Origin of the sequence: Maricaulis sp., from assembly GCF_015665295.1 — a bacterium.
Lineage (GTDB): Bacteria > Pseudomonadota > Alphaproteobacteria > Caulobacterales > Maricaulaceae > Maricaulis.
The window spans coordinates 32810-54975 of sequence record NZ_JADFAJ010000015.1 but is presented as its reverse complement, the minus strand read 5'-3'; the positions used below and the strand labels follow the sequence as shown (position 1 = coordinate 54975).

At 62.1% G+C, this 22166-nt stretch carries 24 protein-coding genes; 20 read left to right on the top strand and 4 right to left on the bottom strand.

The window, feature by feature from the left end; all coding sequences use genetic code 11:
- Positions 1–5: 5 nt before the first annotated feature.
- The 8 genes from QZZ02_RS07860 to QZZ02_RS07825 all read left to right on the top strand — a co-directional run bounded on the left by QZZ02_RS07860 (position 6) and on the right by QZZ02_RS07825 (position 6473).
- Complete coding sequence (locus QZZ02_RS07860; RefSeq protein ID WP_291843506.1) at positions 6–1025, top strand: alpha-ketoacid dehydrogenase subunit beta; 1020 nt, start codon at positions 6–8, stop codon at positions 1023–1025.
- Complete coding sequence (locus tag QZZ02_RS07855) at positions 1018–1326, top strand: biotin/lipoyl-containing protein (protein WP_291843504.1); 309 nt, start codon at positions 1018–1020, stop codon at positions 1324–1326. The genes QZZ02_RS07860 and QZZ02_RS07855 overlap by 8 nt, the downstream gene beginning before the upstream one ends.
- 28 nt (positions 1327–1354) lie before the next feature.
- The gene (locus tag QZZ02_RS07850) at positions 1355–2128 is read left to right on the top strand and encodes an SDR family NAD(P)-dependent oxidoreductase (RefSeq protein WP_291843502.1); all 774 of its coding nucleotides are present in this window, start codon (positions 1355–1357) and stop codon (positions 2126–2128) included.
- Positions 2128–2877 carry a 2-oxo acid dehydrogenase subunit E2 gene (locus QZZ02_RS07845; RefSeq protein ID WP_291843501.1) on the top strand — a complete coding sequence of 250 codons (750 nt, stop codon included), beginning with the start codon at positions 2128–2130 and terminating at the stop codon, positions 2875–2877. The genes QZZ02_RS07850 and QZZ02_RS07845 overlap by 1 nt, the downstream gene beginning before the upstream one ends.
- A gap of 147 nt (positions 2878–3024) precedes the next feature.
- Positions 3025–4563, top strand: coding sequence for a PAS domain S-box protein (locus QZZ02_RS07840; protein WP_291843499.1), 1539 nt, complete (start codon positions 3025–3027; stop codon positions 4561–4563).
- Positions 4556–5173: a response regulator FixJ gene (gene fixJ, locus QZZ02_RS07835; protein WP_291843497.1), complete on the top strand. Its 618-nt coding sequence runs from the start codon at positions 4556–4558 to the stop codon at positions 5171–5173. Before QZZ02_RS07840 ends, fixJ begins: the two co-directional genes overlap by 8 nt.
- Before the next feature lie 121 nt (positions 5174–5294).
- Complete coding sequence (locus tag QZZ02_RS07830) at positions 5295–5975, top strand: helix-turn-helix domain-containing protein (protein WP_291843495.1); 681 nt, start codon at positions 5295–5297, stop codon at positions 5973–5975.
- Between the two features lie 228 nt (positions 5976–6203).
- The gene (locus QZZ02_RS07825) at positions 6204–6473 is read left to right on the top strand and encodes a hypothetical protein (RefSeq protein WP_291843493.1); all 270 of its coding nucleotides are present in this window, start codon (positions 6204–6206) and stop codon (positions 6471–6473) included.
- A 93-nt stretch (positions 6474–6566) separates the two neighbouring features.
- Here the strand turns inward: QZZ02_RS07825 and QZZ02_RS07820 are convergent, their stop codons facing one another.
- Positions 6567–6794: a dodecin family protein gene (locus QZZ02_RS07820; RefSeq protein ID WP_291843491.1), complete on the bottom strand. Its 228-nt coding sequence runs from the start codon at positions 6792–6794 to the stop codon at positions 6567–6569.
- Between the two features lie 107 nt (positions 6795–6901).
- On the opposite strand from QZZ02_RS07820, the gene QZZ02_RS07815 reads away from it, so the two are divergent.
- The 4 genes from QZZ02_RS07815 (at position 6902) to QZZ02_RS07800 (ending at position 9784) form a co-directional block, all read left to right on the top strand.
- Complete coding sequence (locus QZZ02_RS07815; protein WP_291843489.1) at positions 6902–7600, top strand: alpha/beta family hydrolase; 699 nt, start codon at positions 6902–6904, stop codon at positions 7598–7600.
- Entirely contained in the window at positions 7600–8268 is a 669-nt protein-coding gene (locus QZZ02_RS07810) for a phosphoribosyltransferase (protein WP_291843487.1), read from the top strand. The genes QZZ02_RS07815 and QZZ02_RS07810 overlap by 1 nt, the downstream gene beginning before the upstream one ends.
- A gap of 360 nt (positions 8269–8628) precedes the next feature.
- Positions 8629–9063, top strand: coding sequence for a DUF2267 domain-containing protein (locus tag QZZ02_RS07805; protein ID WP_291843485.1), 435 nt, complete (start codon positions 8629–8631; stop codon positions 9061–9063).
- Positions 9064–9580: 517 nt separating this feature from the next.
- Complete coding sequence (locus QZZ02_RS07800) at positions 9581–9784, top strand: hypothetical protein (RefSeq protein ID WP_291843484.1); 204 nt, start codon at positions 9581–9583, stop codon at positions 9782–9784.
- A 155-nt stretch (positions 9785–9939) separates the two neighbouring features.
- Here the strand turns inward: QZZ02_RS07800 and QZZ02_RS07795 are convergent, their stop codons facing one another.
- The 3 genes from QZZ02_RS07795 to QZZ02_RS07785 all read right to left on the bottom strand — a co-directional run bounded on the left by QZZ02_RS07795 (position 9940) and on the right by QZZ02_RS07785 (position 13017).
- Entirely contained in the window at positions 9940–10368 is a 429-nt protein-coding gene (locus QZZ02_RS07795) for a CBS domain-containing protein (RefSeq protein ID WP_291843482.1), read from the bottom strand.
- Between the two features lie 34 nt (positions 10369–10402).
- Positions 10403–10903: an Hsp20/alpha crystallin family protein gene (locus tag QZZ02_RS07790; protein WP_291843480.1), complete on the bottom strand. Its 501-nt coding sequence runs from the start codon at positions 10901–10903 to the stop codon at positions 10403–10405.
- Between the two features lie 107 nt (positions 10904–11010).
- Positions 11011–13017 carry a protein-L-isoaspartate(D-aspartate) O-methyltransferase gene (locus tag QZZ02_RS07785; RefSeq protein WP_291843476.1) on the bottom strand — a complete coding sequence of 669 codons (2007 nt, stop codon included), beginning with the start codon at positions 13015–13017 and terminating at the stop codon, positions 11011–11013.
- A 475-nt stretch (positions 13018–13492) separates the two neighbouring features.
- Here QZZ02_RS07785 and QZZ02_RS07780 point away from each other — a divergent pair, with 475 nt between their 5' ends.
- Genes QZZ02_RS07780 through QZZ02_RS07745 form a run of 8 tightly spaced genes read left to right on the top strand, consistent with a single transcriptional unit; the run spans position 13493 to position 22050 of the window.
- Positions 13493–15076 (top strand): hypothetical protein, encoded by a 1584-nt coding sequence (locus tag QZZ02_RS07780; protein ID WP_291843473.1) that lies wholly within the window; start codon positions 13493–13495, stop codon positions 15074–15076.
- A 39-nt stretch (positions 15077–15115) separates the two neighbouring features.
- Positions 15116–16048 (top strand): NAD-dependent epimerase/dehydratase family protein, encoded by a 933-nt coding sequence (locus QZZ02_RS07775; protein ID WP_291843471.1) that lies wholly within the window; start codon positions 15116–15118, stop codon positions 16046–16048.
- A 16-nt stretch (positions 16049–16064) separates the two neighbouring features.
- Complete coding sequence (locus QZZ02_RS07770) at positions 16065–17378, top strand: NAD(P)/FAD-dependent oxidoreductase (protein ID WP_291843469.1); 1314 nt, start codon at positions 16065–16067, stop codon at positions 17376–17378.
- Positions 17375–17797, top strand: a complete 423-nt coding sequence (locus QZZ02_RS07765) for a GtrA family protein (RefSeq protein ID WP_291843467.1) — start codon at positions 17375–17377, stop codon at positions 17795–17797. The genes QZZ02_RS07770 and QZZ02_RS07765 overlap by 4 nt, the downstream gene beginning before the upstream one ends.
- On the top strand, positions 17794–19215 hold the full coding sequence (locus QZZ02_RS07760) for a UbiA family prenyltransferase (RefSeq protein WP_291843465.1): 1422 nt from the start codon (positions 17794–17796) through the stop codon (positions 19213–19215). The genes QZZ02_RS07765 and QZZ02_RS07760 overlap by 4 nt, the downstream gene beginning before the upstream one ends.
- A complete protein-coding gene (locus QZZ02_RS07755) occupies positions 19212–20549 on the top strand; it encodes an FAD-binding oxidoreductase (RefSeq protein ID WP_291843463.1) in 1338 nt (445 codons plus the stop codon). Before QZZ02_RS07760 ends, QZZ02_RS07755 begins: the two co-directional genes overlap by 4 nt.
- On the top strand, positions 20546–21316 hold the full coding sequence (locus tag QZZ02_RS07750; RefSeq protein ID WP_291843461.1) for an SDR family NAD(P)-dependent oxidoreductase: 771 nt from the start codon (positions 20546–20548) through the stop codon (positions 21314–21316). The genes QZZ02_RS07755 and QZZ02_RS07750 overlap by 4 nt, the downstream gene beginning before the upstream one ends.
- A 14-nt stretch (positions 21317–21330) precedes the next feature.
- A complete protein-coding gene (locus tag QZZ02_RS07745) occupies positions 21331–22050 on the top strand; it encodes a VTT domain-containing protein (RefSeq protein ID WP_291843459.1) in 720 nt (239 codons plus the stop codon).
- The last annotated feature ends 116 nt before the right edge of the window (positions 22051–22166 follow it).

Below are 22166 nucleotides of genomic sequence, written 5' to 3'. Positions count from 1 at the left end.
ATGCGATGTCCGTGAAATCCTTCCGCCAGGCCATCAATGAGGCCCTGCGTGACGAGATGCACCGCGATCCCACGGTCGTTTTGCTGGGCGAGGATATCGCCGGAGGCATGGGCGCGCGCGGTGTCCAGGATGCCTGGGGCGGCGTGCTCGGCGCCACCAAGGGCCTGCTCAACGAATTCGGCCGCGGCAGGGTGTTTGACACCCCGATCAGCGAAAGCGCCTTCATCGGCGCGGCCGGCGGCGCGGCTGTAACCGGCTTGCGGCCTGTGGCCCAGCTGATGTTCGTCGACTTCTTCGGCGTGTGCGGCGACCAGATCTTCAACCAGATCGCCAAGTTTCGCTACATGTTCGGCGGCTCGGCGAAGACCCCGGTGGTGATCCGCACCCTGTGCGGAGCCGGCGTGCGCGCAGCCAGTCAGCACAGCCAGATGCTCTACCCGGTCTTTACCCACTTCCCGGGCCTGAAAGTGGCCATTCCGTCTTCACCTTACGAGGCGAAAGGGCCTCTGACCCAGGCCATCCGCGACGACGATCCCGTGATTTTCTTTGAACACAAGGCGATGTTCGACGACACCGCGGAGGTGCCGGACGAGCCCTATGCGATCCCCTTCGCGGAGGCCCGTATCGTCTGCGAGGGCAGGGACGTCACGCTGGTGGCCCTGGGCCGCATGGTCGGGTTCGCGAAGACAGCCGCCGACCGGCTCGCCAAGGACGGAATCCAGTGTACCGTGATCGATCCGCGCACCACTTCGCCGCTGGATACCGAGACGATACTGGCGAGCGTGCGCAGCACCGGCCGACTGGTCGTCATCGACGAGGCCCATCCGCGCTGCAGCATGGCGGCCGACATCGCCAGCCTCGCGGCCGAGGAGGCGTTCGAGAGTCTGAAAGCGCCGATCCGGAAGGTGACGCCGCCACACTGTCCCGTTCCCTTCTCCCCGGAACTTGAGGACGCCTACATCCCCGGCCCGAACGATATCGAGCAGGCGGTGCGCGCGATTGTAAAAGAGCGCGCCGATGCCTGAGGGACTGGTTCCGGTCACCCTGCCCAAGCTGGGGCTGACCATGGAGTCAGGATCGGTCAGCCGCTGGCTTCGCAAGGAGGGCGAGTCGGTCAGGGTGGGCGAACACCTCTTCGACGTCCAGACATCGAAGAGCGCGAATGAATGCGAGGCGCCGGCCGGCGGTATTCTGGCCCGGATTGTCGTCGGGACGGGAATCGAACTGCCTGTCGGAGCGCTGATCGGGGTCATAGCGACGGGCAAGGCATCGGAGGCCGACCTATCGGCGTTCATCACGAACTACCAACCGCAGACGAAGGCGTGACAACGCCGGCGACAGGAAAGGACAGGCGATGAAATTGAGCGGAAAGACGGCGTTGGTCACGGGAGGCAGTCGCGGTATCGGGCGCGGCATCGCCCTGGAACTCGCCCGAGAGGGTGCGGATATCACCATCGCCGATGCCCGGCTGGGAGCGGATGCTGAAAAGACGTTGGTCGACATCCTGGCGCTGGGTCGAAAGGCGGTCGAGGTCGAGGCGGATGTCTCTAAGTCCGACCAGGTCGCCTTCATGATCGACCGTGCGATCGATGCCCTGGGTGCTGTCGACATTCTCGTCAACAATGCCGGCGTGCTCAGCGCGGCCCCGGTCGAGGAACTCGAGGAGGCCGAGTGGGACCGGATCATGGCGGTCAATGCCAAGGGGCCCTTCCTGTGTTCCAAGGCGGTCATCCCGCACATGAAGGCCTGCGGCGGCGGCCGGATCATCAATGTCGCCTCGATCGCGGGCAAGAACGGCTTCGCGACGCTTGCGCACTATTGTGCTTCCAAGTTCGCTGTCGTCGGCTTCACCAACACGCTGGCCAAGGAACTCGCCCGCGACGGGATCACGGTAAACGCGATTTGCCCAGGCATCGTGCGCACCTGGATGTGGGACTATCTTTCCGAGGAGTGGCGTGCGCCGCAGGAGGGGATCGAGGACTCCTGGGCCCGGCATATCGATACGATCATCCCCCAGGGCATCGCCCAAACGCCGCAGGACATGGGCCAGCTGGCCGTCTTTTTTGCGACGGCACCGCATGTCACGGGTCAGGCGATCAATGTGGACGGCGGCGTCGAGCTCCACTGATGGTGCAGCCGGACACCCCCCGATCTGCCATCGAGTCGGAGGCCGCGTTCTTTGGAGAAGTCGACCGCGAACCGCTCACGCCGGTGCGCCGCGTCGTGGCGGAGCGCATGGCGGCAAGCTGGCGCGATATCCCGCAGGTCACCGAGTTCGACGAGATCGATCTGGAGCCGCTCGAACGGCTGCGACAGCGCTTGGCGGACGAGTCGGGCAAAGCCGGAGTACGACTGACCTGGCTGCCCTTCATCCTCAAGGCCTGCGCACGGGTGCTGGCCGCGCACCCGGCTCTCAACGCGGCTTTCGATTCGCAGACCGGGGCGCTGATTCTCAAACGTTATGTGAATCTGGGTGTTGCCGTGGATACGCCCGCTGGCCTCATGCGACCGGTGATCAAGGGTATCGCGGATCTGGGCTGGCTGGAAATCGCCCGGCGGCTCGCGGCCTTGTCCGTGGCGGCCCGCGATCAACGGCTCCCCTATTCAGACATGGAAGGCGCATCCTTTTCCGTCACCAGCCTTGGCAGGCTCGGCGGCACCGGGTTCACGCCTCTCGTGTTTCCGCCGGAAACGGCCATTCTGGGCATTGCGCGGGCGTCTCGTCGGATAGTGCCCGAGGCCGGGGGCATCGCATCGCGCCTGCGCCTGCCTCTCGCGCTGACCTATGATCATCGTGCGGTTGACGGGGCAGGCGCAGGCCGCTTCCTGACGGAGCTGGCGGGCTGCCTGCAGCAACCCGAGCCGCTCGCCGTCTGAAGATCTTCGTCAAACATGGTCTTTACCGTGCAGGGTGTTGCCATTGGACCGCAGGGTTGTTCCTCATCTAGGGTGATGTCCGACAAGGCAGGCTCGCATGGGCGCCGGCAAAGGGCCTGCGGCAAGACGGGCCGGGGCAACGGGCAAATGGTCAGCAAGATTCCCTCTTTCCTGCAGCGCGAGCCAGTCGACCCTCGCGAACTGGGCGATGCGGCGATGCGGTGCGGAGTTCTCGAGCTCGACCCGGACGGCCGGGTCACCGGAGTCAGCGCGCCTTTTGTACGTATTACCGGATGGTCCCCGGCGGAGATTGTCGGCCGACGAGCCTCGCTTCTCTATCCGCCCGACATGTCGCCCCACACACCGGCCGACGCCCTGCTGGACGCCCATCTCTCGGCTGCCGCCGAGGCGGGCTTTCACGAAGACCGTGGCGAGCGGATGACAAGGGACGGCAACCGGTTCCTGGCGACCGTCATAACCATGCCCGTTAGAAACGCCGAAAACGGGTTGAACGGCTTCGTCAAGCTGGTCTGCGACCGGGCGGACATCGATGCGGCCGTCGATGTGCTGCGTCTGCGCGAAGCGCATCTCAGCGCCGTCGTCGAGGCGGTTCCCGCGGCCGTGGTCACGATCGACGAGCGTGGCATCATCCGGGCCTTCTCCAGGAATGCGGAACGTCAGTTCGGGTATGCCGCTCACGAGGTCGTCGGGCTCAACGTGTCGATCCTGATGCCGGCGCCCTATCGCGAAAAACATGACGGCTATCTCGCCCGCTACCTCGCAACGGGCGAGAAACGCGTCATCGGAATCGGGCGGGAGGTGACGGGCGAGCGAAAGGATGGCGGGGCTTTCCCCATGGAACTCAATATCGCGGAAACGATAGCTGGCGAGCAGCGTTACTTTACTGGTTTCATCCGGGACCTCACCGAGCGCAGGAAGGCGGAGGTCCACATGCAGGAGCTCCAGTCCGAACTGACCCACATTTCACGCCTGACGGCTCTGGGTGAAATGGCGTCCAGCCTCGCGCACGAGCTGAACCAGCCGCTTGCGGCGATTGCCAACTATCTCAAAGGGTGTCGGCGTCTGATAGAGCAGGGGAATGCCACGGGGACCGCGGTCCTGGTGCAGGCCATCGATCGAGCGGCCGATCAGGCCATGCGCGCCGGGCAGATCGTCAACCGGTTGCGCGAGTTCGTGGCGCATGGCGAGAGTGCGCGCCGGGTCGAGCAGGTCGGCAAGCTGGTGGAGGAGGCGGGAGCCCTTGCCCTTGTCGGGGCGCAAGGCCAGGGCGTCCAGGTGCGATTCGATCTCGATCCGTGCGCCAGCCATGTCCTCGCCGACCGGATCCAGATCCAGCAGGTCCTGCTGAATCTGATGCGCAATGCGCTGGAGGCGATGGAAGGCAGCGATCGAAAGGCGCTCACCGTGTCCACCCGATTGCGAGCCGACGGGTATACCGAATTCCGGGTCAGCGACACGGGGCCGGGATTGAGCGAATACATCGCATCGAAACTCTTCCAGCCTTTCGTAACCTCCAAACCCCATGGCATGGGCGTGGGATTGTCGATATGCCGCACGATTGTAGAAGCGCATGGAGGCCGTATTTGGGTTGAGTCCAATACGGGAGGCGGTACAGTGTTCGCGTTCACGCTAGGAACTATAGACCCGGAGGGTCGTGATGAGTGACCGGCAACGCGTTCATGTCATTGATGATGATGAAGCGATGCGGGATTCGCTGACCTTTCTGCTTGGGGCTGTATCACTGGACGTGACCGGGCACGCGTCCGCGGAAAGCTTTCTGGAGCGGCTGCCCGATGCGCCTCCGGGCTGTGTTGTCACCGATGCCCGCATGCCGGGGCTGTCCGGGATCGACTTGCTGGTTCGCTTGCAGGCGATCGATGAAACCTTGCCGGTTATCGTGATCACGGGGCATTCCGATGTTCCAATGGCGGTAAGGGCGCTGAAGGCCGGTGCCTTCGACTTCATCGAAAAGCCCTTTGACGACAGCAAGATGATCCAGACTGTGCACGATGCGCTGGCCTATCGTCGCGATGCGGAGCGTCGAAAGCACAGCCGCGAGGCGGCAGCAGGGCTGATCGAGACGCTGACCGCCCGTGAGCGGCAGGTGTTCGACGGCCTGGTTGCCGGGCGGCCCAACAAGCTGATTGCCCATGATCTGGGCATCAGCGCCCGCACGGTCGAGATCTACCGGGCCAATGTGATGAGCAAGCTGGATGCGTCCAGCCTCTCCGATGTCGTCCGCATCGCCTTTATCGCGCGCGGACCGGGCTTTTGACACCGCGCGCGTGACCGGGGCGGGCCGGATTACGCAATTTCCCTTAGGGACAATATCCGAATTTCGCCCCTGCGGAGTGCGCGCTAGGAAAATGGCCTGTCCTGTCAATTCGGGGGTTGCCATGTTGAATGCCACTCTTCCGACGGACAATCGGCATTGTGCCGTGTCCGCATTGCCCTGGATCGCCGCCGACGCGAGGGACCCCCTCGCCAGCCTGTTCGCGAGCGATGGGTCGACCGCGCGCTTCCGGGCCAATGACGGGATTTTCGCCGAGGAGGAGGCCGCGGATGCGGTCTACCGGGTGACCGAGGGTGTTGTGCGCATCTGCAAGTTCACCGAGGATGGTCGGCGCCAGATCGGCGAATTCCACTTTTCCGGTGACGTATTCGGACTGGATTGCGGATCGAGGCGTTCCGTGTGCGCCGAAGCGGTTACCGATTGCCGGGTCAGAATCGTCGGCCGGGCGCAACTGCTCTCCAGAGCCCGGAGGGATGGCGATCTGGCAAATGCGCTGTGGCGATCATCCTGTGACGCGCTGCACCGTATGCACGAGCAGCTGTTTTTGCTCGGCCGGGCCAATGCCGCCGACCGGGTTCTCGCCTTCTTCCGCATGACCGCCGATCGTCTCAACAGCCGGGGCGTGGTGGAGATCCCGATGTCCCGCCAGGACATTGCCGATCATCTTGGCCTGAATATCGAGACCGTGTCCCGCACGATCACCCAGTTGCGCGGCGAAGGTGTGATTCGGCTGGAAGGAGCGCGGCGGGTGCGCCTCGACGCGCATGACAGGCTGTTCGCCTGAGGCCGCAAGTCCTGCAACGGTCTGTGAATGGTCCCTTCGAGCCCTTGCCCGCTTGCATGCCAAGCCCCGATCGTGAGCGCGGGGCTTGGCTTTTGCGGCTGATGGCTGGGCCAATGTCCAGCGCAGAGCGTGCTTGCCCAAGAGGCTTTCATCACCGCGTTCTTCGTGAAACACCCGGTGCCGGCCCGGGGGCAGTCCATCGCTGTCCGTGCGTGGCAGGCTGTTGACATGAAATACAATCAACGGCCGTCCACCGCCTCGAGAAACCCGAATCCTACGGACCCGTCGATGGCGGTGTCGATGTCGATGTCGGTGACGATGTCGATGTCGATGTCGATGTCGATGTCGGTGACGATGTCGGTGACGATGTCGGGCCCTGATCAGCGGGAGCTCGCGATCGCCAGCTTGGGACCCACCTGTTGCGCCTTGGCCGATAGCGGCCGGCGGGCGGCTCACCGAGAGTGCACGGCTTTCGGGCGGGTTCAGATAGATGCCTAGGTCGCGGAGCCCGCACGAGGCGTGATATCCGCCTGCCATTTCGTCCCGGCGTCCATGCCCTGGCAATCGAATAGAAGCGGCGTTTCCACGATCTCAGGTCAGGCTGTCGAGGACGAAGCTGATCTTGGCGTTCACCCGGAAATTCGAAATGGAGTCGTCCTCGACGGTTGCCTCGAAGTTCTCGATATAGATCGACCTCACATTCCGCACGCTGGACACGGCCTCGGCAACGGCTTGCCGGGCGGCATCTTCCCAGCCTTCGGACGACTCCGCGAGAACCTCGATTACCTTCAGCACGGCCATGGCGGTGCCTCCTTTCATGCTGCGTATCCGGACAGTATCGGCGCCGCGCGATGGTTAGGCATTGACGCACGTCAATGCCGATTGCCGTGCGAACGGGTTTCGTGTCGATGAAGGAGAAGGACCTCATGATTGCGCCAACCCTGTCTGCCACGGATGGAGAAGGCTCCCGGCACCGTCATGTCGATGTCAGAATTCCGCCGCTGGGCCTGCCTGGACTGTTGCGGATGCCAGAAATGGCGGCCGGCCTGATCATTTTCGCTCATGGCAGCGGATCCAGCCGTTTCAGTCCACGCAATAATCACGTGGCCGACGCCCTTGGCCGTGCCGGCTTCGCCACTTTGCTGTTCGATCTCCTTTTGTCCGATGAGGAGGCGGATCGGCGCAATGTCTTCGACATCCCGGTCCTGGCCCGTCGCGTCTGTCATGCCATCGACTGGGCTGCCGCCGCCTCGCTGGTGACCGGCTTGCCGATTGGCCTGTTCGGGGCCAGCACGGGCAGTGCGGCTGCGCTGAGCGCGGCGGCAGAGCGCCCTGAATCTGTGGCTGCGATCGTGTCGCGTGGCGGCCGCCCCGATCTCGCGCTGGCAGTGCTGGACAAGGTCGAGGCCCCGACCCTCCTTCTCGTAGGCAGCCGAGACGGCGAAGTTCTCCGGCTAAACCAGCTGGCCTATGCCCGGCTCCGACAGCCCAAACGGTTGCAGGTCATTGCGGGTGCCTCGCACCTGTTCACCGAACCCGGCACGCTCGACATGGTCATCAATGCGGCAACGGGCTGGTTCCGGCGTTTCTGCACGCGACCTGAAGACGGGAAAGGATCAGGCTGATGGTGTTTCGCGATCGCAACGAGGCCGGGCGCCTGCTCGCCCTGGCCCTCAAGGATTATCGGGACCAGAAAATTGTCGTTCTCGCGCTCCCGCGAGGCGGTGTTCCGGTTGCCGCACAAGTGGCCCGGTATCTCGATGCGCCTCTGGATCTGCTGCTGGTACGCAAGATCGGCGTTCCGGGACATGCCGAGCTGGCAATGGGTGCGGTAATCGACGGTGACCATCCGATCGCTGTGCGCAACGAGGATGTGATACGCTTTGTTCGTGCGACACCGGCCGATTTCAGCCGCGCCTACCACAAGGCCCTCGACGAACTTGAACGGCGCAGACAGCGTTATCTGGCCGGTCAGACGCCCGTCCCTGTATCGGGGCGCACGGTTATCCTCGTTGATGACGGAATCGCCACGGGTGCAACGATAAGGGCTGCCATCAAGGGGCTCCGCCAACGCAACCCGGCAGCCATCGTGCTGGCGGCGCCGGTTGCCCCGCCGGAGACGGTCGCGGCGCTGCGTCCTCTTGTCGACGATATCGTCTGTCTTGACCGGCCGGCACTCTTCAGGGCGCTCAGCCTTCACTATGCCGACTTCCACCAGGTCAGCGACGGGGAGGTGATTGAGAAACTGGCGGCTGCGCGGGCCCGGGCAGTCACGTCGGAACGCGCGGGTTGAAGCCGGACAGAAAAGAAGCCGCCGAACTGCAAGGTCCGGCGGCTTCTTCAACCAACCGCAGGGTCCAAATATGGGCACACGATGCCCGCGGCGGCGGTTTCTCAACTCGAGAGTCTCCTCCTGAGCGATCAACGCGCCGGACCGCGGGCCCGTTCGTATCGGTTCACCGGCGGACCGGTCGGTTGCTTCGGTCCGCTCCGCGCCTTGCGACGCTTCACGGCCTTGCTTCTCCGGTCTCACCTCCCCGGTACGACCTGATCATTTCACCATGACCAGAAGCCTGCTGCATTGACCTGGATCAATGCCCGGTGGCGGACGGAAGTCGAAATTGGCGGATGAATTTCTGCCATGGAGCGATAGATGAGCCATCCCACATTCGAGCACACGCTGCAGGAAGGAAATCTCTGGCTCAAAGCGGTCGCCAGCGAATTGCATATGGACGAAATGCGGCACGCCTACTCCGCCCTGCGTGCCACGCTGCATGCCCTGCGCGATCGTTTGCCGCCGGAGCGCGCGGTGCATTTCGGCGCGCAGCTGCCCATGCTGATCCGGGGGCTGTTCTTCGAGGGGTGGCGCCTGGCGGGCAAGCCGACCGGCGAACGCTCCACCGATGCTTTCTGCGAACATGTCGGTCAGGAATTGCCGCCGCACTTTCCCATGGATGCCCAGACAGTCGTGCGAGGCGTCTTCGCCACACTTGCCGCAAAGGTTGATGCGGGTGAGATCGGCAAAGTGATCGACCAGCTGCCCATCCCGCTGCGCGCGTTGTGGCCTGAAGCGGCGCGCCGCATCTGAACGCGTATCGGTCGGCTCGGGGGTAGGGAGGCCGGCCGGTGGGGATGAGCGATCGGTTCTGCCAGGCTGAATATCGGTCGGCCCCGCGTCAGCAATGGCACCGGGATTTCTCTGAACCTCGGGAGGCTGGCGCCAAGGGCGTCGACACAGCTCCCAAGTCGGGCCCCGGTCCGGCTGATGACGTGATGGCATCGGCCACCAAGGGTGGTACCTGCGCACGCCCTTCCAAAAAGCAGACCATTTTCATCGGAAATCCGGCAGCCGACGCTCGGCCGGACGTCTTCATCCTGGGCCGATCGCGCCGCGAGGGCCGTTCGTTCAGGGTGTTCCCGCTGCCATGCGTGGATGCGGCGGCTTGGAAACTGCCCGTCGTGACCTGTTTTCGCGTGCGCCCATATCCGGCTTTCTGCCAGTATGGCGATCGCAGTGACCTGAAGCGGCCCGCGGTCTGCTGCCGACTCTGGACTGGTACGGGGTTCGGGATAGAAACCGTCTCGCAATTATGGGATTGTATTGTATGTGGCGTGAAATCGGGACGGCTCCGGAGGATCGGGACATCGAACTCGCGGTGATCGATGAGGGGGAGGCGCATCCGCTTGTCTTTCCTTGTCGCCGCGGCAGTGTCGGCTGGCACGATGCGTCGACCGGCCAGCGCGTCGATGTCGATCCAACACATTGGCGTGAGTGGAGCAGCGAAGGCGGCGGGAATAGCGGGATCTGAACGTGTAGAAAGAGAGGCGGGACCGGCCCCGCCTGTCGAACGATGCGAAGTCCAGAGCATTTTCAGCGCAATTGAGATCGATGAAATTGCTCTGGCTTTTTGAGTGATGGCGTTCTCGAACTGCAGAACCGGTCCCGACTTTTGCCTGAAGTGCTCTAGGCCACCAGATCGCCGTGGCTGGAAACCGTACTCAGGACCTCTCCCGACACGGCGTGTGACATGCGCTGGGCGATGTCGCCGAGGGCCACCACGCCGACGATGGTGTGATTGTTGTCGATGACCGGAAGGCGGCGGATCCGGTATTTCTCCATCTTGCGAACGACGTCATTCACATCGTCGTTTTCCTGGCAGCAGACCGGATTGTCGCTCATGACATCGCCGACGGTATCCTCCGAGGCCGGCCGGTTGTCCGCAATCGCTCGAATGACGATATCCCGATCAGTGATTATCCCCACAAGGCGCTTGCCGTCGACGACGGGAATGAAGCCGATATTGGTATCGCGCATCAGGTGAGCCGCCCGTGTCAGCGACGCGCCGTTCTGGATCGTCGTCGCATTGGGAGTCATGATGTCCTTGACCTGCATGGTTTACCTCCTTTGCGGCATTCGGGGGTGCCGGTCAGCTGGTGTGAATCTCGATTTTCTTGCGGGCCTGTTTCGCCTGGGGCGCCTTGGGCAGGTGAATTTGGAGCACCCCGTCCTTGAGGTCCGCCTTGATCTTGGCAGCATCGACTTCGTCGGGCAGGCGAACGGAGCGAGAGAATTCGCCATGTCCGCGTTCGGCCCGGTAAAAATTCTTGCCTTTCTTTTCCTCTTTCCATTCGCGCTTGCCGGAGACGGTCAGGCGGTCTCCAGCCAGGTCGATCTCGATCTCTTCCCGCTTGAGGCCGGGCACGTCCAAGGTGACCTCCACGGCATCGTCGCTTTCGCAGATATCCATGTCGGCGAAAAAGGCCTCGGTCCCGTCGCCATTCGTCAGCGGCAATTGCGTGCTGGCGAATAGATCGCCGAAGGCGCGGTCCACTTCGTCGTGAACTCGGCGCATTTCAGCGGGCCAGAGTCGCGATTCCGCATTCTGCCGGCGCAGGCTGAGCGGGTTCAGGAGGGATTGTATTCTCATGGTCTCATACCTCTCTTCCAGTAGCCGGCCGGAGGCCGGCAGCACGGGTGGCAAGGATATGATGGCCGGGCCGGCCGGGCTTTGACCTTTGTCAATTGCCAGCCGCCCTAGAGGCCGAAGGGGTAGGTGTCGGGCACGCCGTCGCGCACGCGGGTGCCGAGCGGCCGGACCGGACTCGTTTCGTCGATCCAGACATATTCATCGAACTGACGCGGCAGATCCGCTTCGAAATAGTGGCTGAACCGCTCGCTTTCGGGCCGGTAGATGACGCCGATCGCGCGTTCCAGGCGCGGTGACGACAAGTGTTCGCGAACCTCGGCCTTGCCCTTGCGCATGGGCAGAAGCAGGCAGGGCTGATTGCTCAGATGGAAGAGGCGCTCATAGCTCTGCGGGTGCGCCGGGCGGATCGTCTTGTATTGCAGCGGGCCGCCCCAGTCGTTCGCGGCCGCTACCTGGCCGTGATCGGTGCCGAAACCGATCGAATAGACTTTTGACCCCCATCTTGCCCGGGAAAGGCGCCCGATATTGAATTCGCCGCGGGCCGACATTTCCGTCGCCGCCGAATCGCCGAGATGGGAGTTGTGTGCCCACACGATCCCGCGGGCGCGCGGACCGTAATGCTCCAACAGGCTTTCCAGTGTTTCGAACATATGGGTGTCGCGCAGATTCCAGGAGGCGCGCGATCCATAATACATCGTGCGATAATAACGCTCCGCGCTTGCGACCAGGCGCGCATTGCGCTCGGCATCGAAGAAGGCGCCCTCCGCCATCGCCTGCCATGCGCTGCGGCTGCGCAAGAGGTCGGCCAGGACGCTCAGCACATCCTGCTCGCAATCCCGGTAGGCGCCCGTGAGGGCCGCATGCCCGTAGGCGGCCGGGTCCGTTTCCCAGGGCGTCAGGCAGGCATAGCGCCGGCGTGCGACGCTTGCGAGATCGGGGTCGACCGTGTCGAGGTGATCGAGGACCTGTTCGACCGACAGATAGAGCGAATAAAGATCGAGACCGTGAAAGCCGGCCCGGCGATGCGGCTCTCTTTCCTTGTTCCAGCTGTGCAGCCAGTCGGCAAAATCGCGGGTTTCTTCATTGCGCCACATCCAGGTGGGAAAACGTGCGAAGGCGGTCCATTCGGCCGACACGGCATCCTTGTGCCGGACATAGTGGTCGATCCGGGCCGCATCCGGCCAGTCTGCCTCTGCGGCCACGAAGTCGAACCCGCGTTCCGCGATGAGTGCGCGGCTGATGCGCGCCCGCAGGGCATAGAACTCATGCGTGCCATGTGTGGCCTCGCCGATCAGGACAATCCGCGCGTCGCCGATGCGGTCGAGCAGGGGCCGGATATCGATCGTTTCCGGTCCCGCGGCGGCCTCGCCATGGGCCGCAATCAGGTTTACCGCTGACAGATCGGTGAGGGGGCGCCGTTCGACAAGCCGCAGCGGCCGGGACGGCGACGCGTCCGGCGGCGGGTCCTGTGTCCGCTCTGAGCCATCCAGCGGTGCCACATAGCGGATGTCGGCGATATCCTCCCGGATGAAGCTGTCCTCTCCGGTCCGGGTTATGCGGACCAGTTCCTGGCCAGATGGGTGTGCACCCACCGGCGCGACGAGCCGTCCACCAAGCGCGAGCTGGCTCAACAGGGCCTGCGGGATCTCGGCGACGGTCATGGAAATCAGGATGCCGTCGAACGGGGCCCGGCGCTGCCAGCCCTCGCGTCCATCACCACAATGCACGTCGATATTGCCTATGCCCAATTGGTGGAAAACCGTCTTGCAATGATCGGCCAGTGCATCGATCCGCTCCACGACCGAGACCTGACGGCAAAGATCGGCAAGGACGGCGGCGGCGTAGCCCGATCCGCCGCCGACTTCGAGCGCCGTTTCGTGTTCCGACAGATCCAGTGCCTCTGCCATGAAGGCGACAAGCCGGGGCGGGGTAGCGGTCTGTCCATGACCGATGGGAAGCGGGATGTCCTCATAGGCAATCGCGGCGTCCGCCGGCGCAAGGAAGCGTTCGCGCGGCAGACGCATCATGGCCGCGAGTATCCTAGGATCGCGCACGCCTCTGCCGCGGACCTGGCGCTCCACCATCGAAGCGCGCTCTCTTTCATACCCGCCCATCGCTCGCTCCTGCTTCGCGAAAGCAGTATTGCAGCGCCGGCTCCGCAACGGTTTGACCTGGGTCAAGGGCCTTTCCAATGACATCAAGCGCGCGTGCCTCAGCCGTGTCCGCCATTTGCGATCACCTCGCGATCCGTCCGCAATCGCCTGGCAAGCCCTTGCGTGTCGTCTGTCTCCGCAACGCCAGGCTCTCAATTCAGAGGTCGCGCTCATTCGCGTACGGGTCGCAGTCCTTCCAGACTGCTCTGCTCCCGTCTGACCTGAACCGCGCAAGCCATTGTGTGCAGCGCAGCAACGGGCTGTCGCGCGGGGGAGTGCCGGCGAAAAAAGCCCAAAACATTGCGCTCCAAAACAGGAGTCCCTTCGCGTTGACTTTGACCTTTCCCCTCCTATGATCCCGCCGTCCGATGCCGGTCCCGCTTCGCGCGTGACTCCAATCGATTGAGGGGAGGGGGTCGGTTTCGGCCAGCTGTTGATGAGCCATCTAACCAGCCAGGCGGTTTGCGCCGCCATCATAGCGTTATGGGGCCTGATCAGTTTGGTGCTGGTACTAGGCGTCTATGCCGATCTTCCCATCCTGGATCACTACCTGTTCCGCCAGACGCAGGTTGCCACCGTAGCCCGCGAAATCGCGCGCGGAGGTCCCTGGCTCGACTATCTCATGCCCCTGTTCGGCCCACCCTGGTCAGCGCCGATGGAGTTTCCACTCTACCAGATCGTGACGGCCAAACTGTCCAATGCTTCGGGATTGCCGCTGGAGTTGAGCGGGCGGCTGGTCAGCGTCTTTTCGGGCATAGCGGTTTTGCTGGCGACTTGGCGCGCCGCGGTACTGCTGTCTTTCGACAAGGTCCAACAAGTTGTGCTGGTGGCCTTGCTGGCAGCATCGCCGATGTATTTCTTTTGGTCGCACACGGTCATGATCGAGGTTTTCAGCCTGGCGCTCGCGCTCGGCATGGGGCTTTGCGCGCTTGAGTTCACGCAGCGCGATCGGCTGTGGCCGCTCGGTCTGGGTATTGTGTTCGCCATTCTTGCGACACTGGCCAAGTCGACCACATTCGCGGTCTTTGCCTGCGCGGTCTTTGCGCTGTTCGCTCTGCAGTATCTGCGTTTTGCCTGGGAAAACCGGGGCCAACCTGGCGCGCTCGTCGAGCGCGGTCTGCAATGGCTTACCTATGGGCTGGCCTTGTTGGGGCCTGCCCTGCTGATCACTTTTGTCTGGGTCGACTATTCGGACTCGTTGAAGGCGGCGCACCCGCTCACGGAATTTCTGACCTCCGAGCGACTTCATGACTGGAACTACGGATCGAATGTCGAGCGTGGGCAGTCGGCGTCCTACATTTTATTGCCTTTCCGCGGCGATCACCCGTCCATCCTGCATCAGGCGATAGGCAGTTTCTGGTGGCTGGCCATCCTGCTGGCCTTGCCGGGCCTGGCCCTCGAGGTGCGGCGCCGCGGCTGGCTTATGCTGGGGCTGCTAGTCAGTTTCGTCTCCGGTTTCCTGATTTTCTCGAATTTGTACGAACACCACTATTACTACTGGATCGCCAATGTGATCTTCCTGTTTGGCGTACTGGCCCTCGGCATCAGCCGAGGCGTGGAGGTCATGATCAGTCTCCTGTCGGGCAAGACCCGGCTGCCGGAGATTGTTGTGACACGGGCCGTGCCGACGCTATTCGCCGCCATTTTGGTGACGGGCGCTCTCTGGACCTGGCAATCCTTTTTCTTCCAGCGCTCACTTGCTGGCTGGCCGGCGGGTGAGCGAATCGGCGCGTCGATTGCGGACCGATCCGAAGCTGATGAGATCATCTATGTTTTCGGTGTGGGATGGAATCCAGCGTTGCAGTATCTGTCGGACCGCCGGTTTGTGATGGGGTATCAGCGACGTGAGGCCCTCGCCTATGCTGCAAATATTGGTCCGGCACCGGCGCTGCTCCTGATCTGCAGCGGTGAGCGCGAACGGGCGGACGAAATCCTTTCAAGCCAGGCCTTTGAGGGGGCCGGCTTTGAACAAGTTGACAGCGTGGGTTTCTGCAATTTTTACGCGCCCACAGAACCATAGCGGCCAAGCCGGCTGATGCGGAACTGAAAGACGGATATTGTGAGCCAGAGAGTATTCATTACCGGAGCCGCGGGTCTCGTCGGCCAAAACCTGATCCCGGTGCTTAAGCGCAATCCGGACCTTGAGATCATTGCCGCAGACAAGCATCCCACGAACACTGCCAAGCTTGCGGAGCTTCATCCGGATATCGAGGTCATCCAGGCTGACCTGGCCGAGCCAGGTGACTGGCAGGCCCGACTGGCGCAGAGCGACATCGCGGTCTTCCTGCACGCCCAGATCGGCGGTCTCGATGAGGCTGAGTTCACGCGCAATAATGTCACCGCGACTGAGACCTGCCTCGCCGCAATGGAATCAGGGATCACCCGGTATCTGGTGCACATTTCTTCATCAGTCGTGAATTCGATGGCCGATGATTTCTACACGCGCAGCAAGACGGCCCAGGAAGCGGTCGTGGTGAAGACAGACATCCCGCATGTCATCTTGCGCCCGACCTTGATGTTCGGCTGGTTCGACCGCAAGCATCTGGGCTGGCTGAAACGCTTCATGGAGCGCATGCCGGTCTTCCCGATCCCGGGAAATGGCAAGTATCTGCGTCAGCCGCTCTATGCTGGGGACTTTTCCGCGATCATTGCCTCCTGTATCGCGTCGCAAAAGACCGGCGCCTACAACATCTCGGGTCAGGAAACGGTCGACTATATTGACTTGATCCGTGCCATCAAGCGGGTTACCGGGGCCGGCGCGCTGGTTCTGAAAATTCCGTATGGGTTGTTCTGGCTGTTGCTCAAGATCTATGCGCTGTTCTCCAGAAACCCGCCATTTACCACCAGCCAGCTTGAGGCGCTCGTGACGCCGGACGTATTTGAAGTGATCGACTGGCCCGGCATTTTCGATGTCGAGGCCACGTCGCTGGACGATGCCCTGAAAGCCACTTTTCTTGACCCCACCTACTCAAAGGTGGAACTGGAATTCTGATCGGACACGCTTTCCCATGAAGCAGAAACTAATCGTCCTCGGTGCTGGTCCAATGGGACTGGCCGCAGCTTATCAGGCCGCCAAGCAGGGCTTCCACGTCGAGGTGCTCGAAGCCGACGACCGGCCGGGCGGTATGGCGGCGCATTTTGATTTCGACGGGCTGTCGCTCGAACGCTTCTACCATTTTTGTTGCCTGTCAGACACGGACACGCTGGAACTGCTGGACGAGCTGGGCATGAACGGGGCCATGAAATGGGTCTCGACCAAGATGGGCTATTATCTGGATGGTCGGCTGATCCGTTGGGGCGACCCCATCTCGCTTCTGTTCGCGCCGGGCATCGATATCATCACCAAGGTCCGTTACGGCTTGCAGATGTTCATCTCGACCAAGCGGTCTGATTGGGAGCGTCTGGACAAGATTAGCGCGAAGGACTGGTTCACCGGCTGGTCCGGCGAAAAGGCCTACGACCGGCTCTGGCGCCGCCTGATGGATCTGAAATTCTACGAGCTGTCCGATGAGGTTTCCGCCGCCTGGATCTGGCAGCGGATCAAGCGGATCGGCAATTCCCGCAAGAGCCTCTTCGAGGAGCAACTGGGCTATATTGAAGGCGGTTCGGAAGCCTTGATGAACGCGTTGGCCGCAGCGATCGAGCAAAAGGGCGGCACGATCCGCTACTCGAAACCGGCCGCGGAATTTCTCATCAAGGATGGTGTAATCAAGGGTGTACGCGCCGCCGACGGCGAAGTCTTCGAGGCGGACAATGTCATCTCAACTATTCCGACGCCTTATGTGCCGGCATTGTTCGGCGAGAAGCATGCGGCGCTCGCGGCGCCCTATGAAGCCATTCGCAATGTCGGCGTCGTCTGTGTCGTTCACAAGCTGAAGAAACCGGTCACCGACAATTTCTGGGTCAATATCTCGGACGAGAATTTCGAAATCCCCGGCATCGTGGAGTTTTCCAATCTTCGTCCGCTCGATGATCACATTGTGTATGTGCCTTACTACATGCCTCAGACCAACGAAAAGTTCGGGTGGTCTGATTCACAGTTTATCGATCAAAGTTTTGACTATCTCAAAGTGCTGAACCCCCAACTGGCCGACGACGATCTCCTCGCCTCCCATGTCGGCCGGCTGCGCTATGCACAGCCTGTCTGTGAAGTCGGGTTTGCGGAACTAATTCCGGACCACAAAACGCCGGTTGCGGGGCTGCAGATCGCTGATACGTGCTTTTACTATCCCGAAGACCGCGGCGTGTCGGAAAGCGTGCGATTCGCCAAGCTCATGGTGGAACAGATCGGTGCGGCCCGGGACCGGCAAGGCGTAGCATGACGCGCGAATTCGTCAGCTTTATCGTCGCGGGCGGCATCGCAGCCGGCGTGAACTGGGGATCGAATATTCTGCTGCGTCTGGTGATGCCGCTCGAGGCCTCTGTCCTTGTCGCTTACCTCATCGGCATGACCACTGCCTATACGCTCAGCCGGCTGTTCGTTTTTGCCGAGAGCGGTCGTCAGCTGCATGATGAGTACATCCGATTTGCCATCGTCAATGTAATCGCTGCCGCCCAAGTCTGGCTCGTCACCATCGCACTGGCCAAATGGTTCCTGCCACTGATCGGCTGGATCTGGTATCCCGAACTGGTGGCACATGCTGCCGGGGTCGCCTCGCCGATTTTAACCAGCTATCTGGGGCATAAGTATTTCACCTTTTCCAAGAAGGACGCGAAGCCGTCCGCCGAGAGTCCCGAATGACCCGCGCCCTTCCGCTGATTGTTGATCTCGACGGGACTCTCTTCCTGACGGATACGTTGGTTGAAAGCCTTGCTGAACGACTGTTTCGCGCGCCGATTGGATTGCTTGCAACCTTGCCCAGCCTGATGCAGGGGCGTGCCGCTTTCAAGGCCAGGGTCGACACGATCAGTGCGCTCGACATTGAGGTCCTGCCTGTCCGTGAAGACCTGATGGGATACTTGGAAGCGGAAAAGAAAAACGGCCGGGCCATTCATCTCGTCACCGCCGCCAACCAGGCAATCGCGGATGCGGTCGCCGAGCGGTTTGGCTTGTTCGACAGCGCGACCGGGTCGTCCGACACCCATAACCTCAAGGGCGTGAACAAGCAGGCCTGGTTACGCCAGCAGTTTCCCGATGGTTATGTCTATGCCGGAGACAGCGCTGCAGATTTGTCGGTCTGGAAGGATGCTGACGGCATAATTCTGGCCGGAGCCTCTGCATCTACGACCCGATTGGCGGAAATGCTGGACGCGCCCATTGAGGCACGCTTTGAGAACTCCGGCGGAGCCAGGATCTGGCTCAAGGCCCTGCGTTTGCACCAATGGGCCAAGAATTTGCTGCTCATTGCGCCGCTTCTGCTGAGCGGGCTCTATGCGGACCTTACGGTTCTGCCCAACTTGGCCTTGGCATTCTTCGGCTTGGGACTGGCAGCGTCCGGAACGTATCTGCTCAATGATCTGGTTGATCTCAGCGCGGATCGCCGCCACCGGTCCAAACGTCTGCGACCTTTCGCGTCTGGCAAGGCGTCTCTGGGGCTCGGAATGCTGGCGGCACCCGCCCTTATTCTCGCCGGAATGCTCCTGGCCTTGTTCGCCAGCCCGCTCGCAGCGATGGCCTTGGCCTGTTATCTCGTCGTGACGCTGTCCTATTCATTCTCGCTCAAGCGCAAGCCATTGCTGGACGTGGTTCTGCTGGCGGTCCTGTTCACCCTGCGCCTGGTGATCGGGGCTGTGGCGATTGGAGCGGAGACCTCTTACTGGCTGTTCACCTTTTCAATGTTCTTCTTCCTGTCCCTGTCGCTGGCCAAGCGGCATGTGGAAGTTGCAGCAGCAGAGCCCGGCAGTGTGATCCGAGGCCGGGGGTATCGGCCGGAAGATGCCCCTCTGACCTTGTCCTTGGGCATTTCCAGCGCCATGGCGGCCATTGTCATCCTGTGTCTTTACGTGATTGAGGATGCTTTCCCGGACGGGCGCTACGGGGCGCCCGAATTCCTGATGGTTGCCCCGGCCATGATCGGTATCTGGACCTTGCGCATCTGGCTCCTGGCGCATCGCGGAGAGCTGGACGACGACCCGGTGAGCTTTGCGGTGAAGGACCGCATCAGTCTTGGGCTTGGTGTCATATTGGTTGCGATGTTCCTGGCCGCGAGCGTGCTATGAGCCAGGCGTTCCGTTCTCAAACTGCAAAACGGTCCTGGGGGCGTGTGGTCGAGGCGCATCACGATGTTGCCAAGCCCGAGTCGCCGACAGAGGCGGTTGCCATCCTCAGCGAGGTCGCAAACAGGAAAATGTCTGCCCTGCCTATCGGGTTGGGCCGGTCCTACGGCGATAGCAATCTGAATCCAGACGGGGCGCTCATCGAGACGACCCGGCTGGATCACTACATCGGATTTGATCCCAAGACCGGGGTTCTGCGGGCTGAGGCGGGCGTGTCGCTGAATGACCTTCTGCGCGTGGTGGTCCCGCATGGCTGGTTTCTGCCGACCACGCCGGGTACCCGCTATGTGACGCTGGGCGGGGCGATAGCCAATGATGTTCATGGCAAGAACCATCACATCGCGGGCAGTTTTGGATCGCATGTTCTCCGCTTCACCCTGGCCCGCACGGACAAGGGCGTGCTTGACGTCGATCCGGAAACGCCTGGCGATCTTTTTGCGGCGACCATTGGCGGTTTGGGCCTGACCGGTCTGATCCTGGATGTTGATCTCCAGCTCGTGCCAATCCGTTCGGCTTTTCTCGACCAGCATGTCGAGCCTCTGCGTAATGTTGATGCCTTCTTCGAAATCGCCGAAGCGCGAGCGGCTGATTACGAACATACTGTAGCCTGGATCGACTGCACCGCGCGCGGAGACCGGCTGGGCCAAGGCGTTTTCACCAGTGGCAACTGGGCCGCTAGTGGCGGCCTGACGCCGCATGACGCCAAATCCGGCCCGGGTTTGCCGGTGGATGCGCCTGGGTTTGCGCTCAATCGGCTGACCTTGCGGGCTTTCAACATGACCTACCGGCGCTCTCAGCTGCTGAAGCCGCGAAATTCTCGTGTCCACTATGCCGGCTTCTTCCACCCGCTGGATGCGATACGGGACTGGAACCGACTCTATGGCAGTCGCGGCTTCTACCAGTATCAGTCCGTGATACCATCCGAGACGGCGCGCGAAGCGACACGCGAGATGCTCGACTTGATCGCGCGCTCGGGTCAGGGTTCCTTTCTGGCTGTGCTCAAAACGCTGGGCGACCGGCCGTCGCCGGGTTTGATGTCCTTCCCCATGCGCGGCGTCACCCTCGCGCTGGATTTCGCGAATGCCGGAAGCAAAACAACCGCGCTGCTGGCCGACCTCGATGCGATCGTCAAGACTGCGGGCGGGCGGCTTTATCCAGCCAAGGACGGGCGCATGCCCGCAGATATATTCCAGCAGGGCTATCCCGAGTGGGAACGTGTTGAAGCCTTGCGTGACCCAGCCCTTTCATCAGCCTTCTGGCGGAGAGTGACTTCATGACCGAGACCCGTTCGCCGCGAAAAGTCCTGATCCTGGGTGCCTTGTCCGCAATGGCGGCGGCCACCGCGCGGCGGCTCGCCGACCGGGGTTCAGATTTTGTGATCACCGGCCGGAATGCCGATGCCCTGGAGCGCGCGGCCAAGGACCTCAAGGCCCGCGGCGCGGCCTCGGTAGCCATCCAGACACTCGACCTGCTTGAAACCGGCAGTGCGGACGCCGTGATGGCGCAAGCTGTCGAAGCGATGGGCGGTCTGGATACAGTCCTGGTTTTCTACGGCATTCTGGGCAACCAGGCGCAGGCTGAGACCGATCCGCAGGAAGCCGAGCGGATCATAGCGGTGAACTATTCCAGCGCTGTGCACTGGGTGATGGCGGGCGCCCGTGCGCTGGAGGCCCAGAGCGGGCCGAACCGGGTTCTTCTGACCGCCAGTTCCGTCGCCGGAGATCGCGGCCGCCGGTCCAATTATGTCTACGGATCCGCCAAGGCTGGTCTCTCTGTCCTCATGCAGGGGCTGGCCCACAAATGGGCGGCCCAGGAGAACGCACCGCGTGCGGTCAATCTCAAACTCGGCTTTGTGGACACGCCCATGACGGACGGGATCGAGAAGGGTGGCCCGCTCTGGGCCAAGCCGGATGATATTGCCGCAATTGCCGAGCGCGCGCTGACCAAGGGCGGCCCGAATGTCTATGCGCCCTGGTTCTGGCGTTTCATCATGCTCGCGATTCGCGGGACGCCGGCCTTCGTGTTCAACAAGGTCAATCTTTAGCCCGGGCTGGAGCGATGTCCGGTCCCCACCACTGGCTGGTCTGGTTCGAGCGCAACAAGGCCTGGATCGTGTGGTCCGCACTCATTCTGGTCGCGATTATCGGCATTGCGCGCGGCGACTTCATTTCCGGTCAATTGTTGGATGGCTGGGCGAGTTCGACCCCTGATGCCGCACTGTTGTTCGGGGTTTTTGCCTGGTTCTTCGCGTCCCAACTGGTAGTGCTGCCCTCAGGAACTTTGTCTGTCTTGGTAGCGGGCGCCTTGTTTGGGTGGCCGGCGGGCCTGCTCTATTTTTTCGCGATGCTGCTGGCCGGTCAGCTGCTGCACCTTCTGGCGAGGCAGGATCGCGGTGCGGCGCGGCGGGCTCTGGAAAAGGCGTTGGGGAACAAGCTGGGGCAAGGGCTTCTTGCGCGTTTGATCGAGCGGGCCGAGCGCCGCGCTGTCACGACCACCATCATGTTGCGGCTTCTGCCGATCGCACCATCGGCAATCTGTCCGCTCGTGTTGGGAACGATAGGAGGAGAAGCGTGGAAGTTGGCGATCGGGACACTGATTTCCGGGTGGGTCCGCCCGCTTTCTTTGGCCATTGTCGGGCAGTCGGCTAGCCAGGTCTTGCTCGAGCCGGAACCGATCCTGGCAGAGGTGGCGCAACCGGTTGTTTTGGTTGCTTTGATGTCTATCGCATTGAGCACGCTTGCCGGTTTTCTCATATCGCGACCTTTGCGTGAGCATTAGACATGTGCCTCGGAAATTTCAGCGACTGAATATGTGCTGACTGAGCGCTTTGCTGGAGGTCGATCGAGGTTTTCGGAACCCCGGTCCCTTGATGGAACCGCCATTCCCGAAGGCTT

Coding starts and splice junctions, on each gene's coding strand:
- QZZ02_RS07815 (WP_291843489.1), top strand. CDS start 6,902: ATGATTGCGCCAACCCTGTCTGCCACGGATGGAGAAGGCTCCCGGCAC.
- QZZ02_RS07805 (WP_291843485.1), top strand. CDS start 8,629: ATGAGCCATCCCACATTCGAGCACACGCTGCAGGAAGGAAATCTCTGG.
- QZZ02_RS07765 (WP_291843467.1), top strand. CDS start 17,375: ATGACGCGCGAATTCGTCAGCTTTATCGTCGCGGGCGGCATCGCAGCC.
- QZZ02_RS07760 (WP_291843465.1), top strand. CDS start 17,794: ATGACCCGCGCCCTTCCGCTGATTGTTGATCTCGACGGGACTCTCTTC.
- QZZ02_RS07780 (WP_291843473.1), top strand. CDS start 13,493: ATGAGCCATCTAACCAGCCAGGCGGTTTGCGCCGCCATCATAGCGTTA.
- QZZ02_RS07840 (WP_291843499.1), top strand. CDS start 3,025: ATGGTCAGCAAGATTCCCTCTTTCCTGCAGCGCGAGCCAGTCGACCCT.
- QZZ02_RS07860 (WP_291843506.1), top strand. CDS start 6: ATGTCCGTGAAATCCTTCCGCCAGGCCATCAATGAGGCCCTGCGTGAC.
- QZZ02_RS07800 (WP_291843484.1), top strand. CDS start 9,581: ATGTGGCGTGAAATCGGGACGGCTCCGGAGGATCGGGACATCGAACTC.
- QZZ02_RS07810 (WP_291843487.1), top strand. CDS start 7,600: ATGGTGTTTCGCGATCGCAACGAGGCCGGGCGCCTGCTCGCCCTGGCC.
- QZZ02_RS07820 (WP_291843491.1), bottom strand. CDS start 6,794: ATGAAAGGAGGCACCGCCATGGCCGTGCTGAAGGTAATCGAGGTTCTC.
- QZZ02_RS07795 (WP_291843482.1), bottom strand. CDS start 10,368: ATGCAGGTCAAGGACATCATGACTCCCAATGCGACGACGATCCAGAAC.
- QZZ02_RS07790 (WP_291843480.1), bottom strand. CDS start 10,903: ATGAGAATACAATCCCTCCTGAACCCGCTCAGCCTGCGCCGGCAGAAT.
- QZZ02_RS07855 (WP_291843504.1), top strand. CDS start 1,018: ATGCCTGAGGGACTGGTTCCGGTCACCCTGCCCAAGCTGGGGCTGACC.
- QZZ02_RS07825 (WP_291843493.1), top strand. CDS start 6,204: ATGAAATACAATCAACGGCCGTCCACCGCCTCGAGAAACCCGAATCCT.
- fixJ (WP_291843497.1), top strand. CDS start 4,556: ATGAGTGACCGGCAACGCGTTCATGTCATTGATGATGATGAAGCGATG.
- QZZ02_RS07850 (WP_291843502.1), top strand. CDS start 1,355: ATGAAATTGAGCGGAAAGACGGCGTTGGTCACGGGAGGCAGTCGCGGT.
- QZZ02_RS07785 (WP_291843476.1), bottom strand. CDS start 13,017: ATGGGCGGGTATGAAAGAGAGCGCGCTTCGATGGTGGAGCGCCAGGTC.
- QZZ02_RS07845 (WP_291843501.1), top strand. CDS start 2,128: ATGGTGCAGCCGGACACCCCCCGATCTGCCATCGAGTCGGAGGCCGCG.
- QZZ02_RS07750 (WP_291843461.1), top strand. CDS start 20,546: ATGACCGAGACCCGTTCGCCGCGAAAAGTCCTGATCCTGGGTGCCTTG.
- QZZ02_RS07830 (WP_291843495.1), top strand. CDS start 5,295: ATGTTGAATGCCACTCTTCCGACGGACAATCGGCATTGTGCCGTGTCC.
- QZZ02_RS07770 (WP_291843469.1), top strand. CDS start 16,065: ATGAAGCAGAAACTAATCGTCCTCGGTGCTGGTCCAATGGGACTGGCC.
- QZZ02_RS07755 (WP_291843463.1), top strand. CDS start 19,212: ATGAGCCAGGCGTTCCGTTCTCAAACTGCAAAACGGTCCTGGGGGCGT.
- QZZ02_RS07745 (WP_291843459.1), top strand. CDS start 21,331: ATGTCCGGTCCCCACCACTGGCTGGTCTGGTTCGAGCGCAACAAGGCC.